This is a genomic window from Priestia sp. 53B2 (genome assembly GCF_056099005.1).
In genome coordinates this window covers 628,265-642,497 of sequence record NZ_JBLZXA010000008.1, presented here as the reverse complement: position 1 = coordinate 642,497, position 14,233 = coordinate 628,265, and the positions used below count along the sequence as shown (strand labels likewise).

Genomic DNA, 14,233 nt, shown 5'->3' with positions numbered 1-14,233 from the left:
CCGCGCTAGCGATTTGGGAGTGGATAAGATGGTACAGGTCAGTCAAAATGAAAAAGATCTGCGTGCAAAAGATGAGCAGTATGTATGGCATGGAATGAAACCATACAGTCCGGATGCAACGATGGTAGCTACAAAAGCAAAAGGTGCTTGGATTACAGATGAACAAGGAAATCGCTATTTAGATGCAATGGCAGGGCTTTGGTGTGTAAATACCGGGTATGGACGGGATGAATTAGCGCTCGCAGCCTATGAGCAGCTAAAAGAACTGGCTTATTTTCCACTCACTCAATCTCACGTACCTGCTATCAAACTGGCAGAGAAGCTAAATGAAATGCTAGGTGATGACTATGTTATCTTCTTTTCAAATAGCGGATCTGAAGCAAATGAAACGGCTTTTAAAATTGTGCGTCAGTACCATCAGCAAAAAGGAGAGCATTCTCGCTACAAATTTATTTCGCGTTACCGAGGGTATCATGGAAATTCAATGGGCGCACTAGCAGCAACGGGCCAAGCTCAGCGTAAATATAAATATGAACCGCTTGCCCCTGGCTTTATTCACGTTGCCCCGCCTGATTCGTACCGAGGGCAAGATGACTACCATGCACCGAAAGAGAAGCTTCAATCTGTAAAAGATATTGACAATGTTATGACGTGGGAGCTAAGTGAAACGATTGCCGCTGTTATTATGGAACCAATTATTACAGGAGGAGGAATTCTTTTACCGCCTCAAAATTATATGAAAGGCGTAAAAGAAACGTGTGAAAAACACGGTGCACTTTTAATTGCAGATGAAGTTATTTGCGGCTTTGGACGTACAGGAGAAGCCTTTGGTTTTATGAATTACGATGTAAAACCAGATATCATTACCATGGCAAAAGGAATTACAAGCGCATATCTTCCGCTCTCTGCAACTGCTGTTAAAAAAGAAATTTATGAAGCGTTCAAAGATAGCGATCAGTACGAGTATTTTCGCCATGTTAATACATTTGGAGGAAGTCCAGCTGCGTGTGCACTGGCATTAAAGAATTTAGAAATTATGGAAAGAGAAAATCTTTTTGACCGTTCTAAACAGCTCGGAGCTTACGTATTAAGTGAGCTAAAGCCGCTTATCGATAGCCACCCATACGTTGGAGACGTAAGAGGTAAAGGGCTTTTAATTGGAATTGAACTTGTAGCTGATAAACAAACGAAGGAACCGTTAGACGTTAATCTTGTAAATGAAGTGATTGCTAAATGCAAAAGCAAAGGAGTCATTATTGGGAAAAATGGAGCAACGGTGGCCGGCTATAATAATGTTCTCACGCTCTCGCCGCCTCTCAACATTGAGGAAAGTGATATTGAGCTGTTATTAGCTACTATTACGTATGCGCTTGACAGCATCAAATAGGTAAGTTTGCAAAAAGCCTGTATAATATACTTACAGGCTTTTTGTGCGTGTGAAGGAGGAAGTAGAAAATGGAATTGTTATTTTTAGGAACGGGTGCAGGAGTACCGGCGAAACAGCGGAATGTTTCATCTCTTGCGCTCGAACTTTTGCAAGAAAGAGGGGCGGTGTGGCTTTTTGATTGCGGAGAAGCAACGCAGCATCAAATTTTACATACAACCGTTAAACCGAGGCGAATTGAGAAAATTTTTATTACGCACCTTCACGGTGATCATATTTACGGATTGCCTGGACTCCTTGGCAGCCGTTCGTTTCAAGGCGGAGAATCGCTGCTTACTGTATACGGGCCAAAAGGAATTAAAGAATTTATTAAAGTCACGCTGGCTGTAAGTCAAACTCATCTGCAATATCCTCTAGAGATTGTTGAAATAGAAGAGGAAAGTGAAAGTGGAACGATTTTTGAAGATGAAACTTTTTCAGTAGAGTTTGGCAAGCTTGAACATGGCATTTTATCTTATGGATATCGAGTTGTCGAAAAAGATTTGCCAGGGTCACTGGACGTTCAGCGTTTAAGAGAGATGAATATTCCCCCAGGGCCTCATTATCAGCAGTTAAAAGAAGGGAAAGAAGTAGTATTAAAAGATGGGCGTCTAATCAATGGACAAGAGTTTGTAGGAGAGCCTAAAAAAGGGAAGGTCATCACGGTTTTAGGAGATACAAGAAAGTGCATGCAAAGTGTTCAGCTTGCTATGCATGCGAATGTGTTAGTCCATGAAGCTACTTTTTCAGCGGGAGACGAGGAGCTTGCTTACAACTATTTTCATTCTACTGCAAAAGAAGCCGCTGAAATTGCTAAAACAGCATCGGCCGAGCGTCTTATTTTATCTCATATTAGTTCGCGTTACCAAGGAGACGCAGTCAGCCGGCTAGCAGAAGGAGCAAAAGAAATTTTTCCGAATACCGACATAGCAGAAGACTTGAAACGGTTTACGATTTCATAAAAAAAGACGAGGATATCCTCGTCTTTTTTTACCATCCGCGTTCGTACTGAACGGGTGCTGAAATTGTTTCATTTAGTTCTTTTGCCGCCGTGCGCGGGAAGTACGGATCGCGCAGAAGTTCGCGCGCAACAAAAATTAAATCAGCGCGTTCGCTTTGTAAAATCTCTTCTGCTTGTCGTCCAGTTGTAATTAACCCAACAGCGCCTGTATCAATATTAGCCTGCTGCTTGATTTTGTCTGCAAACGGCACTTGATAGCCAGGGTATACGTTGATCGGAGCGTGTACCAGAGCACCAGAACTAACATCAATTAAGTCGACGCCTTGTTCTTTCAGCCATTTTGCAAATACAACGTGATCATCGACTGTTAATCCGCCTTCTGTATAGTCAGAAGCAGAAACACGGACAAATAAAGGGCCGTCCCACTCTGTTTTCACAGCTTCAATAATTTCCTTTAAGAAACGATAGCGGTTTTCAGCGCTCCCGCCATATTCGTCGCTGCGCTTATTGCTTAGCGGCGATAGAAATTGATGTACTAAATAACCGTGTGCCGCATGAAGCTCGATAATATCAAACCCAGCTTCTTTTGAACGTCGAGCGCTTTCTTTAAAGGCAGAAATCGTTTCATGAATTTGTTCTGTAGTCATTTTCACAGGTTTTTTACTTTTATCATCAAAAGCAATAGCGGAAGGAGCATAAATATCGCCTTCAACAGTTGCTTTACGTCCTGCATGTGCAAGTTGAATGGCCGTTTTTGCACCGTTTTCTTTTAGCTGTGTCACAAGTTTCTTTAATCCATCTTTTTGTTCATCATTCCAAATGCCCAAGTCTTGAGCTGAAATACGACCTTGTGGCAAGACAGCTGAGGCTTCAACCATAATGAGACCTACTTGTCCAACGGCACGAGTTGTGTAGTGAACCATATGAAAGTCGGTTATTACGCCGTCTTCCTCTTCGCATGAATACATGCACATTGGTGACATTACAATTCGGTTTTTTAATGTTACATCTTTCACTGTATAAGGTGAAAATAGTTTTGTTGTCATTCGGTTTAACCTCCAATTATTTCGATACTCTAAACAAAAGTTATTATATCACCGCATTGAATTTTCTTTCACATAATCTGCTTATCTATTTTTCATCATAAAAAAACCTCTTTCTTTTTTTAGAAAGAGGTGAACCTCTACGGACGTTTACTCGAGATTTTTTCGTCAATCGTATCTCCTAAATATTTGGAGCGAATTGTAGCTTGTTCAATACACTGCATCATGGCTTCTTGGAAGTTATGAGAAATAAGCTGTTCGATTCCTGCTTCTGTTGTGCCGCCGGGACTCATCACTTCTTTTCGAAGTACGGCTGGCGTTTTAGGTGACTGTTTCAGCATTTCTGCAGCACCGATAAGAGTTTGAAGAATTAGTTCATTTGACACTGACGTATCCAAACCTTGTTTTTCAGCTGCTTTTTCCATTGCTTCTACTAGATAGTAGACATACGCTGGGCCGCTTCCAGATAGTCCTGTTACAGCGTGAAGCTGCTCTTCCTCTACAGTTGTAACCGTACCAATCGTTTCAAATAAAGCAGTAGTAACGTTCATATGCTCTGCTGTAGCAAACTTGCCGGGTGCAATGGCTGTAGCCGATAATCCAATAGAGGCCGATGTATTTGGCATAGCTCTTACAACCGCTACTTCTTGGTCAAACAAGTTTACAATTGTGGCAGTCGATACACCTGCTAAAACAGAGAGAACGAGGTGGTGCGGACGAATATAGGACTTAATCGTATCGATGCTTTCCGCTACGTCTTTTGGTTTAATAGCAAGCACGACGATATCGCTTTTTTCGATTAACAAGGCATGATTACGCGTAATGTTAATTTCATAGGCGTTTCGAAGTTCGTGAAGTCTTTTATCGTTGCTATGATTTGTTACGGTGATTTGATTGGGGCGAAGCTTTTTATCTGACAGCAGCCCTGAGATCATGGCTTCAGCCATTGATCCAGCTCCAATAAAGGCGATGTTTAAATCCGTTTTCATTAAAAGTTCCTCCAGTCATTTGCTATCCAATGAAAACAGATACTGAGATTTCAGTATCTGTTAAAGGTTTGTGTTTGTGTGTCTCTTCTTTATAAAATGCATAGTTATCTAAAGATATGAATAAAACTTCACTATATTTCTGTCATTATGCAATGAAAAAGAGAAGGATGTCAATGTAATTTTCAGAAAACGAATGCAATTGTATAAATAACAGGAAAAATCGTGTAAACTTAAAAGAAAATGCGATGGTAAAGGAGCAAAAATACAGATGAATGAGCAATTATATAAAATTGTGCTGCCTACTCCTTTTGCGGTAGGAGATGTGAATGTTTTTGTTATAAAAGGTCAGACCGTTACGCTAATCGATGCTGGTATTAAGACGGAGGCAGCGTGGTCTGTATTTAAAGAAAAGCTTAATGAAATAGGATTAAAACCAGATGATATTAAGCAAGTTGTCCTAACTCATCACCATCCTGATCACGTAGGAATGCTTGATTTTTTTGATAAAGATATCGCCATAGTCGGTCATGCGAAAAATCAGCCTTGGATCTCCCAAAATCCAGATTTTTTTGAGTGGTACGATGCGTTTTTTGAAGACCACTTTATGAAAGCCGGCGTAGATGAAAGGTTTCGCCCTTATTTAAAACGTTTAAAAGCATCAATGAAGTATTCATGTCACCGTTCTCTTACAACTTCTGTGCAGGAAGGAGATTACATTCCGGGCCTAGAGAGTTGGAAAGTACTTGAAGTACCCGGTCATGCTCAAAGCCATATTGCATTATACAATGAAAGAACAGCGGTTATGATTGGAGGAGATTTACTGTTAAAGCATATTTCATCTAACCCGCTCATTGAACCTCCTATGAAACCAAGCGGCGAGCGACCTAAAACGCTTCTTCAATATAATCATTCATTAAGACGTCTGCTTGACTTAGAGATAAACTGTATCTATACAGGTCATGGAGATGAAGTGTTACATGTTCGCGAACTTGTACAAGAGAGGTTACAAAAGCAGAGCGACCGAGCGGATAAAGTGCTTAGCATGATAAAAGAACGCCCTCAAACAGCGTTTGATATTTGTAAACAGCTATTTCCTACTATTTATGAAAAAGAACTAGGGCTAACTCTTTCTGAAACAATTGGTCAGCTCGATTTTTTAGAAGATGCAAATAAAATCAGTACACATGAAAAAGAAAGTACGCTTATTTATTCTGTGTGCTCTTAACTTATAAAAAAGGTGTGTTATATTTGAAATCCTCGTTAAAGAACCAGCATGTCGTGATTACAGGCGCTTCAGGAGGTCTTGGAGAACATTTAGCTTATGAAGTGGCCAAAAGAGGGGGCGTCCCCGTTTTACTTGCACGTACAGAAGAAAAGCTGCATCGAGTAGCCGAGCAAATTAGTCAAAAGTATGGGATTACCTCTTACATATATAAAGCTGACGTAGCGAACGTAGAGGAGGTCAAAAGAGTTGTTCAGAAAATGATGAGTGAAATTAAGCGTGTTGATGTCCTGATTAATAATGCAGGTTTTGGTGTATTTGAAGAAGTGAAAGAAGCATCGATTACGACAATTGCCTCAATGTTTCAAGTCAATGTTATTGGATTAATTGCATGTACACAAGAAATTTTAGCTTATATGCTGAAAGAAAACAAAGGACATATTATTAACATTGCTTCTCAAGCAGGCAAACTTGCAACGCCTAAATCCAGTGGCTATTCAGCTTCTAAACATGCCGTGCTAGGGTTTACCAACAGCCTGCGAATGGAATTAGCGAAAACAGATATCTATGTCACGGCAGTGAATCCAGGTCCTATTCAAACCAACTTCTTTTCAATAGCAGATCAATCAGGAAACTATGAAAAAAGTGTAGAAAAGTTTATGTTAACCCCTCAATACGTAGCTGAAAAAACGGTCAATATTATTGGGAGACCAAAACGAGAAGTCAACTTGCCTAAGTGGATGAATATAGGTTCGAAGATGTATCAGCTTGCCCCGGGGCTCGTAGAAAAATTGGCAGGGGATGCGTTTAATAGAAAATAACCTGTGTTTTAACCACAGGTTATAAATGTTTTTCGTTAACGGTTTCGTTCAGTAAGGCTGTATTTCTATGAATCTACTGCTCGTCTAAAATTTTTGCAGCGCGCACACAAGAGTCGAATTTTCCTTTATGGTTTCCGTCGCAAAAGGGCATCTTTTGCGACTGGCCACATCGGCATAGTGAAAATGTCGGCTTTGTTTCAAATTTGTTGCCGTCTGCATCAATTAATTCAACGTCTCCAGTGACACGGAAAGAGCCGTTATCCATTACTTTAATTTGTACTTTTGACATAAAAAAACCTCCTTTTTGTACACATCTATATGAAGCGCCAGAGTTTAATGAAAGCGAGATGTGTATTATACTCATTATATAAGCAATTTTCGTTTGTTTATACAATTAGTTTAAAAGGAGTTAAAGGAAAATGAATATTACCTTTACTGATAAAGCGATAGCAAAAGTACAAGAAAAGTACGGGAAAGATTCTTCACTATATTTAAAATTAAAATACGATACGGATGGATGCGGCTGTGTTGTGAGCGGCGTAACGACACTATGGATTGTTGATGAAAAAGAGAGCGATGATGTAACGATTGAGACGAATTTTGTTCCTGTTCTTGTCGAAAAAACAAAGCAAGTATTTTTAGATGATAATATGACGATTGACTACAATGAAAGTGCATATGCGTTTATGCTAAAATGTCCTTCTCAAATTTTAAATCCGCGCATGTCATTTATTGATAAAACAAAAGAAGCGCTTTAAAGCGCTTCTTTTTGTGTTTTTTCTAAAAATGATTCAATAACTTGTTCATATTCCTCTGGGTTATCAGCGTACGAGCGGGCGTGAGTGCCTACAGGTGCTAAATACATCCGTTTTGCTCCCATTTTTTTGGCATGGAGCTGCTCCGTCATTTTAGGAAGAATATAGTCATCTTCTTTACTATGGATAAACAGAACAGGATGTTTGATTTGATCTACGACTGAAATGGGTGATACGTCTTTAAATGAGTAGCCTTCTCGCCATTTTAAAATAATATTAGCTGCTGGCATCACAAGCTGTTTGGGCAGGTGGAAATCTTGTTTTAAGCGATAGGCAAGAAGTTCTTCCAAGTCAGAAAAAGGGCAGTCGACAATATAAAAATCAGCTCCGTCTTCCATTCCAGCATACAAAAGAGTGGTCGCAGCTCCCATAGACTCCCCGTGAATCCCAAGGGAAATAGTTGAACCGAATTGTTCTTTTACCCAGTGAACAACGGATTGAAGGTCCAGTTTTTCATAATAGCCGTAGCTCGTTGTTTTCCCTTCAGATTTGCCGTGGCGGCGATGATCATAAAGAACCACGTTCCATCCAAGCTTTAGAAAAAGCCGAGCATATTTCATAGAGTTCAGTGAATGAACTGTAACTCCGTGCGAAAGAATCATAAATCGGTTGTTATCGTGTTGTTTAATAACGGTCCCAGCTATGTTATAGCCTAGAGAAGAAGGAAGCACAAATGCTTCTTTAGGAAGAGTGCTATAGACTTTCTCATCATAAAAGCCATCTTCCGTATCGCGGTCAATAATAACTTTGTCGGTCTTTTTACGGATGTACATCATTTGATTTGTAAAAAAGATGCCAAGAGCGGCAAATGCTCCGAAAACACTTCCTATTAATAATAGCCATTTTTTCATGATTAGCGGCTCCTTTTGTTAATATAGCTATTATTTATTATAGCATCGCTCTCATAAAAACCTAATTTTTAACGCTGTGCAAACAAAGAGTATTGCTTGCTTTCAATCGGTCTTGAAATGTGAGGAGCGATAAAGGCGACCGCTTCGAGCAGCTTTTCTTCATTAATAGAAGTGGAAATACCCATTTCATGAAGCATAAAGACGAGATCTTCCGTAGCTACGTTTCCCGTTGCTCCCTTAGCGAATGGACATCCACCTAACCCGCCAGCGGATGAATCGAACCTGTTAATACCGGCTTGCAGAGCTGCATAGATATTTGCAATGGCTAATCCTCTCGTATCGTGAAAGTGCGCAGCAAGTAGCGTGTGTGGAAAGTTTTGTTTTAATTTCGAGAAAAGTGAAAATACATCTTTAGGGTTTGCCATGCCAATTGTATCCGCAACGCTTAGCTCATTCACTCCAGCTTCCACAAAGCTTTCGCAAAGAGTCAGCACGTCGCGTTCATGTATTTTTCCTTCATACGGGCAATAAAAGGCGGTGGAAATGCAAGTTCGAATAAAACATTCTTGCTGCTTGAGCTGCTGAATGAGAGGAAGCAGCGTTTGTACAGCTTCTTTGGTGTTTTTGTTAATATTTTTTTGATTAAAGGTATCGCTTACGCCAATAAACAGCGCAACGGAGCGGCAATTAGCTTGCAGTGCTTTTTCCAAGCCTTTTTGATTCGGCACAAGTACAATGTTTCGGCATGTATCAGGCTGAAATGTATCTGCAACAGTAGAAGCATCTTTCATTTGAGGAACCCATTTTGGAGAAACAAAGGATGTAATTTCGATTTCGGATAGTCCAGCTTCTTTTAATTTTTTGATAAAATTAATTTTTTTTTCAGTTGGAACAAAATTTTTTTCATTTTGAAGTCCATCTCGTGGACTAACTTCTATAATTGTTACTTTTTCAGGAAACCCCATAAACCGCTCTCCTCCTATATTGTAAACGCTTACTAATATTTATTTTAATTCTAAAAAATTAAAATTCAATAAAAATTATAAATTTTTACAAAAAAAGAGGAATTTCGCAAGCGATGTCGAAATTAATACAGGTGACAGTTAATCACAGTAATCAAACAGTAAGGAGAGGTTTTCGACATGGGTCAAACAGAAGTAGTCATTGTAAGCGCTGTACGTACAGCAATCGGCAGCTTTGGGGGAAGCTTACAAAATGTATCCGCAACAACTTTAGGTGGTACTGTAATTAAAGAAGCTTTAAACAAAGTAGGGGTATCAGCAAACGAAGTAGATGAAGTTATCATGGGAAATGTCCTACAAGCAGGTTTAGGACAAAATCCAGCACGACAAGCAACTTTAGCAGCAGGTTTACCTGAAACTGTTTCAGCATTAACCATCAATAAAGTATGCGGATCAGGACTAAAAGCAGTACATCTCGCTACACAAGCGATTCTTGCTGGGGATGCTGATGTGATTGTTGCTGGTGGAATGGAAAACATGAGCCAAGCACCATACTTATTAAAAAATGCACGCAACGGGTTTAAAATGGGCGACCAAAAAGTAGTTGACAGCATGATTCAAGATGGATTATGGTGTGCATTTAACGACTACCATATGGGCGTTACAGCTGAAAATCTGTGTGATAAATATGAAATTACTCGTGACGAACAAGATGCGTTTGCAGCTTCAAGTCAGCAAAAAGCAGAAGCAGCTATTCAATCTGGTCGTTTCAAAGATGAAATTGTGCCGGTAGAAGTGCCTGGAAGAAAAGGTCAAGTAACTATTTTTGAACAAGATGAGTTCCCGCGCGCAGGCACAACGGCTGAAAGTCTAGGGAAACTACGTCCAGCCTTCAAAAAAGACGGTTCTGTAACAGCTGGTAATGCATCTGGTATCAATGACGGTGCAGCGGCAGTAGTGGTAATGAGCCGTAAAAAAGCAGACGAGTTAGGCCTAACACCATTAGTGTCAATTAAAGCTAATGCAACTGCCGGAGTAGACCCGAGTATTATGGGAATCGGTCCTGTAAGCGCAGTGAAAAAGGCGCTGGAAAAAGCTGCTGTTTCATTAGAAGATGTTCAATTAGTAGAAGCAAACGAAGCATTCGCTGCACAGTCAATCGCTGTGGATCGTGAACTTCAATTTAATCATGATATTTTAAATGTGAACGGTGGAGCAATTGCGCTTGGACATCCTATTGGTGCAAGTGGTACACGTGTCCTAGTTTCACTTATTCATGAAATGCAAAAACGCGACGCAAAACTTGGGTTAGCAACGTTATGTATTGGCGGAGGCCAAGGCGTTGCAACAATCGTTGAACGTCCTTAATTTGACATAGTTTTAACAAACATTAAAGCTATATCACAACGCCACAGATTCCAAACATACAGCTTTGGAACTCGTGGCGTTTTTGTTTTTCCTTTAATTTGTCTAGTAATATAACTTTTTTGACAAAAAAATGATTAAATTATAATTTTCAGTTATATATATATTTAAAAAGAAATAAAAATCTTTTATAATAGATTAGAAAGCGTTTTCAAAAATAACGAAGGGGTGGTTATGTATGAAACAAGTACATACGTCGTTTAAAGAAGCGGTGAAAGATATTCACGACGGTGCTACGATTATGGTCGGTGGTTTTGGTTTATGTGGAATTCCGGAGAATTTGATTTTAGCGTTAGTTGAAACAGGGATAAAAGATTTAACCGTAATTTCAAATAACTGCGGCGTAGACGACTGGGGACTTGGACTGCTTCTGAAAAACAAACAAATTAAAAAGATGATTGGTTCTTACGTGGGAGAAAATAAAGAGTTTGAAAGACAAGTATTGTCAGGAGAAATTGAAGTAGAACTGCTACCTCAAGGCACGCTAGCTGAAAAGATTCGCGCCGGCGGAGCGGGCATACCTGCATTTTATACACCAGCGGGAGTGGGAACACCCATTGCTGAAGGAAAAGAAGTTCGCGTGTTTGATGGAAAAGAATATTTACTAGAAGAGGCGTTAAAAGCTGATTTTAGTTTGGTTAGAGCTTGGAAAGCCGATCATATGGGGAACTTAGTGTATAACAAGACAGCGCGCAATTTTAGCCCAATGATTGCAGCAGCAGGAAAAGTGACGATAGCAGAAGTGGAGGAACTTCATCCAACAGGCTCACTTGATCCAAATATTATCCACACACCTAGTGTATATGTTCAATCGTTAATTATTGGTGAACAAGAAAAACGTATTGAGCGTTTAACCGTTCAAAAATAACAAAAGGGGAGAGATTTTTCATGATTGAAAACGGCGTGAACGTGAGAGAGCGAATTGCAAAACGTGCTGAAAAAGAAATTTTGGACGGATTTTATGTAAACCTTGGAATTGGTATTCCAACGCTTGTGGCTAATCATATCTCAGATAATAAAACGGTGGTGCTTCAGTCCGAAAACGGTCTGTTAGGCATTGGACCATATCCAAAAGAAGGAGAAGTAGATCCTGATTTGATTAATGCAGGTAAAGAAACTGTAACCGCAACAAAAGGCGCCTCTTACTTCGATAGTGCTGAATCGTTTGGAATGATTCGCGGAGGACATATTAACATTGCGATTTTAGGAGGAATGGAAGTCTCAAAAACTGGTGACTTGGCAAACTGGATGATTCCTGGAAAAATGATTAAAGGAATGGGCGGTGCAATGGATTTAGTTCACGGAGCACAGCGCATCATTGTTATTATGGAACACGTGACGAGAAAAGATGAGCCTAAAATCTTAAATGAGTGCAGCCTCCCTCTGACAGGAAAAGAGGTAGTGGATCGTATTATTACAGATCGAGCGGTCATTGATATTACGGCAGAAGGTCTAAAGCTTGTTGAAGTAGCGAAAGGCTATACGGTAGAAGATATTCAACAATCTACAGAGCCAACTTTAATCATTGATGAACATGTAAAACTAGATGCATTTTGATTTTTGGTAACAAAAGCAAGAATATGATACAATATCTCTCAATTAAAGTAGCGGGGGAATTGTGATGGCTAAAAAAAAGCAAAAACAATCAGCACAAAAACAAAATGATCAGCTCAGTATCAAAGATCAGCTAAATGATAGCTTATTAAAACAGCTTCAAGCTAAAAAACAGGCGCTTTCTTTAAAAGAAGAAGAGCAGAAAGAAACAGAGCGTAAAGAAGCTGCTCGAATTCGAAAAGAAAAAGAAAAAAATAAGTCGTTTGAAGAACTGTTAAATGAAAGTGATTTGAACTGGTCTGAATTTAAAAAATAAAAGCGCCGATAAAGGCGCTTTTATTTTTTAACGGTGAGCTTCGTATTGATTTGCTTTAAAGATCGATTGCAGCTTGCTAATTTCAGTAGGCTGAAGCGGGGAGGCCTCGACAGCTTTGACGTTTTCACGAAGCTGTGAAGAAGAGCTTGCTCCTGCTACAACCGAGGCTACCGTAGGATTAGCTAAACAGTATTGAAGTGCCGTTGAGTTTAGAGAGTGAGTTGGTCGTACGTGACGAAATTCTTCTATCGTTTTTGCTAATTCCGTACCGCTATAATCTAAGTAATCCTTGCCCTCGAATGCAGCAAGCTTTTGCTCTCCTTTGTCGGTTAGCAGCCCTTTGGCTACTGGACCTCTCGCTACAACGCTAATGCCGTTGTCATGTAAAAGAGGAAGTGCACTTTCTTCAGGACGTCTGTCTAACAAGCTGTATTGCATCATGACGCTGACAATAGAAGAATTTTGCACATACTCTCGAATCACATTTGGGCGGATAGATGAAATACCATAGTAGCGAATGACGCCTTCTTGTTTTAATTCTTCAAATGCTTCAATCGTTTCCTCAATATTGTCTTCAACGGTTCCTCCATGCAGTTGATATAAATCGATGTAATCTGTTTGAAGACGGCGCAGGCTTTCTTTTACTTCGTCTTTTATGTAAGCTTTAGACGGATCCCACTTCCAGCTGTCTTTTGCATCATTCCAGCGATTCCCCACTTTTGTGGCTAAAATAATATCATTTCTGCGTTTTTTTAGGGCTTGTCCCACAAACTCCTCGTTTAAGCCAAAATCATATAAATCTGCTGTATCGAAATAATTAATGCCATATTCGAGAGCTTCATCAATCATATTGACAGCGTGTTTTTGTTCCGTTCCAAGAGACATGCACCCTAAACCTAATGTACTGACAAGCAAGCCTGAAGTACCTAAGCGTCTTTTTTCCATATATGTCACTCCTTATTTTTTACTTGTTTCTATCTATTGTAGCGCTATGATAGAGGGAAACTCAAATAAGAAGATTAGAAAACTGCAGCACAATTAGTGTCTGCAGTCTGCTTGTTTGTAAGAATTGAAATTTTGAGAGATAGCGTTCGTCCACTCATCAACATACTGAAATTGTTCACCGTATTCTTTTAACTTTTGCTTGATTTCCCATGCTTTACCGACCAAAATGATTTGCTTCTCGTGAACATAAACTTTCATTTTTTCTACCTCCCAAGATTCGTATGATAGAATATATGTAAGAGTCAAAAAAATAGAACGAGGTGTAGAAAATGGATCATTTAACAGAAAAAATGCTGTCTTCTGAAAAGCTGTTTGGAGGCAGAGTGATTGATTTGTACTTAGAAGAAGTAGAGCTTCCAAACGGAAAAACGAGTACAAGAGAAGTAGTTAAGCACCCTGGAGCCGTAGCTGTCATTGCATTAACAAGCGATCATAAAATGGTTATGGTCAAACAGTATCGCAGGCCGATGGATCGTATTTTAGTCGAAATTCCAGCCGGCAAGCTAGAAAAAGGAGAAGAGCCGATTGTGACGGCAAAACGTGAGTTAGAAGAAGAAACAGGCTATACGACAGATTCGCTTAGCCATATTATTTCTTTTTATACATCACCAGGTTTTGCGGATGAGTTGGTGCACCTTTATTTAGCGGAAGATTTAAAAGTGATGACCACCAAAGCGGAATTAGACGAAGATGAATTTGTTGAAGTAATGGAAGTTACGGTAGATGAGGCCCTTACTCTTATTCAAAACAAGGAAATTTATGATGCAAAAACAGCCTATGCTGTGCAGTACTTACAGTTAAAAAGCGGATTAGGAGAGTAAGAGATTTTTTTCTTTTACATACGAA

At 39.6% G+C, this 14,233-nt stretch carries 17 protein-coding genes; 10 read left to right on the top strand and 7 right to left on the bottom strand.

Annotation, left to right across the window (positions count from 1 at the left end; genetic code table 11):
* The first annotated feature begins 28 nt into the window (after positions 1 to 28).
* Together ACN6NE_RS06675 and rnz are read left to right on the top strand one after the other, a co-directional pair.
* Positions 29 to 1,387: an aspartate aminotransferase family protein gene (locus ACN6NE_RS06675; protein ID WP_129704686.1), complete on the top strand. Its 1,359-nt coding sequence runs from the start codon at positions 29 to 31 to the stop codon at positions 1,385 to 1,387.
* 68 nt (positions 1,388 to 1,455) lie between these two features.
* Complete coding sequence (rnz, locus tag ACN6NE_RS06670; protein WP_129704684.1) at positions 1,456 to 2,385, top strand: ribonuclease Z; 930 nt, start codon at positions 1,456 to 1,458, stop codon at positions 2,383 to 2,385.
* A gap of 28 nt (positions 2,386 to 2,413) precedes the next feature.
* Here the strand turns inward: rnz and namA are convergent, their stop codons facing one another.
* Together namA and proI are read right to left on the bottom strand one after the other, a co-directional pair.
* Positions 2,414 to 3,430, bottom strand: coding sequence for an NADPH dehydrogenase NamA (namA, locus tag ACN6NE_RS06665; protein WP_129704682.1), 1,017 nt, complete (start codon positions 3,428 to 3,430; stop codon positions 2,414 to 2,416).
* A 137-nt stretch (positions 3,431 to 3,567) separates the two neighbouring features.
* A complete protein-coding gene (gene proI, locus ACN6NE_RS06660; RefSeq protein WP_129704681.1) occupies positions 3,568 to 4,416 on the bottom strand; it encodes a pyrroline-5-carboxylate reductase ProI in 849 nt (282 codons plus the stop codon).
* Between the two features lie 268 nt (positions 4,417 to 4,684).
* On the opposite strand from proI, the gene ACN6NE_RS06655 reads away from it, so the two are divergent.
* The gene (locus tag ACN6NE_RS06655) at positions 4,685 to 5,641 is read left to right on the top strand and encodes an MBL fold metallo-hydrolase (protein WP_016765515.1); all 957 of its coding nucleotides are present in this window, start codon (positions 4,685 to 4,687) and stop codon (positions 5,639 to 5,641) included.
* Between the two features lie 23 nt (positions 5,642 to 5,664).
* Positions 5,665 to 6,459, top strand: coding sequence for an SDR family NAD(P)-dependent oxidoreductase (locus ACN6NE_RS06650; protein ID WP_129704679.1), 795 nt, complete (start codon positions 5,665 to 5,667; stop codon positions 6,457 to 6,459).
* A gap of 73 nt (positions 6,460 to 6,532) precedes the next feature.
* Here ACN6NE_RS06650 and ACN6NE_RS06645 read toward each other — a convergent pair whose 3' ends face one another.
* Entirely contained in the window at positions 6,533 to 6,748 is a 216-nt protein-coding gene (locus ACN6NE_RS06645) for a CDGSH iron-sulfur domain-containing protein (RefSeq protein WP_013059094.1), read from the bottom strand.
* Positions 6,749 to 6,878: 130 nt separating this feature from the next.
* Here ACN6NE_RS06645 and ACN6NE_RS06640 point away from each other — a divergent pair, with 130 nt between their 5' ends.
* On the top strand, positions 6,879 to 7,217 hold the full coding sequence (locus ACN6NE_RS06640; protein WP_028410692.1) for an iron-sulfur cluster biosynthesis family protein: 339 nt from the start codon (positions 6,879 to 6,881) through the stop codon (positions 7,215 to 7,217).
* Here ACN6NE_RS06640 and ACN6NE_RS06635 read toward each other — a convergent pair.
* Together ACN6NE_RS06635 and ACN6NE_RS06630 are read right to left on the bottom strand one after the other, a co-directional pair.
* The gene (locus ACN6NE_RS06635; protein WP_129704677.1) at positions 7,214 to 8,125 is read right to left on the bottom strand and encodes an alpha/beta hydrolase; all 912 of its coding nucleotides are present in this window, start codon (positions 8,123 to 8,125) and stop codon (positions 7,214 to 7,216) included. The genes ACN6NE_RS06640 and ACN6NE_RS06635 overlap by 4 nt on opposite strands.
* 68 nt (positions 8,126 to 8,193) lie before the next feature.
* Positions 8,194 to 9,090 carry a hydroxymethylglutaryl-CoA lyase gene (locus tag ACN6NE_RS06630; RefSeq protein WP_474324942.1) on the bottom strand — a complete coding sequence of 299 codons (897 nt, stop codon included), beginning with the start codon at positions 9,088 to 9,090 and terminating at the stop codon, positions 8,194 to 8,196.
* A gap of 177 nt (positions 9,091 to 9,267) precedes the next feature.
* Here ACN6NE_RS06630 and ACN6NE_RS06625 point away from each other — a divergent pair, with 177 nt between their 5' ends.
* The 4 genes from ACN6NE_RS06625 to ACN6NE_RS06610 all read left to right on the top strand — a co-directional run bounded on the left by ACN6NE_RS06625 (position 9,268) and on the right by ACN6NE_RS06610 (position 12,382).
* Positions 9,268 to 10,455 carry an acetyl-CoA C-acetyltransferase gene (locus ACN6NE_RS06625; RefSeq protein ID WP_013059090.1) on the top strand — a complete coding sequence of 396 codons (1,188 nt, stop codon included), beginning with the start codon at positions 9,268 to 9,270 and terminating at the stop codon, positions 10,453 to 10,455.
* Positions 10,456 to 10,690: 235 nt separating this feature from the next.
* Complete coding sequence (locus ACN6NE_RS06620) at positions 10,691 to 11,380, top strand: CoA transferase subunit A (RefSeq protein WP_474324940.1); 690 nt, start codon at positions 10,691 to 10,693, stop codon at positions 11,378 to 11,380.
* Between the two features lie 20 nt (positions 11,381 to 11,400).
* Entirely contained in the window at positions 11,401 to 12,069 is a 669-nt protein-coding gene (locus tag ACN6NE_RS06615; RefSeq protein ID WP_016765510.1) for a 3-oxoacid CoA-transferase subunit B, read from the top strand.
* Positions 12,070 to 12,133: 64 nt separating this feature from the next.
* Positions 12,134 to 12,382, top strand: a complete 249-nt coding sequence (locus ACN6NE_RS06610; protein ID WP_016765509.1) for a YqkE family protein — start codon at positions 12,134 to 12,136, stop codon at positions 12,380 to 12,382.
* A 27-nt stretch (positions 12,383 to 12,409) separates the two neighbouring features.
* Here the strand turns inward: ACN6NE_RS06610 and ACN6NE_RS06605 are convergent, their stop codons facing one another.
* Both ACN6NE_RS06605 and mciZ read right to left on the bottom strand, forming a co-directional pair.
* Positions 12,410 to 13,327, bottom strand: coding sequence for an aldo/keto reductase (locus ACN6NE_RS06605; RefSeq protein WP_474324938.1), 918 nt, complete (start codon positions 13,325 to 13,327; stop codon positions 12,410 to 12,412).
* A gap of 93 nt (positions 13,328 to 13,420) precedes the next feature.
* Positions 13,421 to 13,585 (bottom strand): Z-ring formation inhibitor MciZ, encoded by a 165-nt coding sequence (gene mciZ, locus ACN6NE_RS06600; RefSeq protein WP_013059085.1) that lies wholly within the window; start codon positions 13,583 to 13,585, stop codon positions 13,421 to 13,423.
* A gap of 71 nt (positions 13,586 to 13,656) precedes the next feature.
* Here mciZ and ACN6NE_RS06595 point away from each other — a divergent pair, with 71 nt between their 5' ends.
* Positions 13,657 to 14,208 carry an NUDIX hydrolase gene (locus ACN6NE_RS06595; protein WP_013059084.1) on the top strand — a complete coding sequence of 184 codons (552 nt, stop codon included), beginning with the start codon at positions 13,657 to 13,659 and terminating at the stop codon, positions 14,206 to 14,208.
* The last annotated feature ends 25 nt before the right edge of the window (positions 14,209 to 14,233 follow it).

Coding starts and splice junctions, on each gene's coding strand:
- ACN6NE_RS06625 (WP_013059090.1), top strand. CDS start 9,268: ATGGGTCAAACAGAAGTAGTCATTGTAAGCGCTGTACGTACAGCAATC.
- ACN6NE_RS06635 (WP_129704677.1), bottom strand. CDS start 8,125: ATGAAAAAATGGCTATTATTAATAGGAAGTGTTTTCGGAGCATTTGCC.
- ACN6NE_RS06675 (WP_129704686.1), top strand. CDS start 29: ATGGTACAGGTCAGTCAAAATGAAAAAGATCTGCGTGCAAAAGATGAG.
- ACN6NE_RS06655 (WP_016765515.1), top strand. CDS start 4,685: ATGAATGAGCAATTATATAAAATTGTGCTGCCTACTCCTTTTGCGGTA.
- ACN6NE_RS06620 (WP_474324940.1), top strand. CDS start 10,691: ATGAAACAAGTACATACGTCGTTTAAAGAAGCGGTGAAAGATATTCAC.
- ACN6NE_RS06610 (WP_016765509.1), top strand. CDS start 12,134: ATGGCTAAAAAAAAGCAAAAACAATCAGCACAAAAACAAAATGATCAG.
- ACN6NE_RS06595 (WP_013059084.1), top strand. CDS start 13,657: ATGGATCATTTAACAGAAAAAATGCTGTCTTCTGAAAAGCTGTTTGGA.
- ACN6NE_RS06645 (WP_013059094.1), bottom strand. CDS start 6,748: ATGTCAAAAGTACAAATTAAAGTAATGGATAACGGCTCTTTCCGTGTC.
- mciZ (WP_013059085.1), bottom strand. CDS start 13,585: ATGAAAGTTTATGTTCACGAGAAGCAAATCATTTTGGTCGGTAAAGCA.
- ACN6NE_RS06630 (WP_474324942.1), bottom strand. CDS start 9,090: ATGGGGTTTCCTGAAAAAGTAACAATTATAGAAGTTAGTCCACGAGAT.
- rnz (WP_129704684.1), top strand. CDS start 1,456: ATGGAATTGTTATTTTTAGGAACGGGTGCAGGAGTACCGGCGAAACAG.
- ACN6NE_RS06640 (WP_028410692.1), top strand. CDS start 6,879: ATGAATATTACCTTTACTGATAAAGCGATAGCAAAAGTACAAGAAAAG.
- proI (WP_129704681.1), bottom strand. CDS start 4,416: ATGAAAACGGATTTAAACATCGCCTTTATTGGAGCTGGATCAATGGCT.
- ACN6NE_RS06605 (WP_474324938.1), bottom strand. CDS start 13,327: ATGGAAAAAAGACGCTTAGGTACTTCAGGCTTGCTTGTCAGTACATTA.
- ACN6NE_RS06615 (WP_016765510.1), top strand. CDS start 11,401: ATGATTGAAAACGGCGTGAACGTGAGAGAGCGAATTGCAAAACGTGCT.
- namA (WP_129704682.1), bottom strand. CDS start 3,430: ATGACAACAAAACTATTTTCACCTTATACAGTGAAAGATGTAACATTA.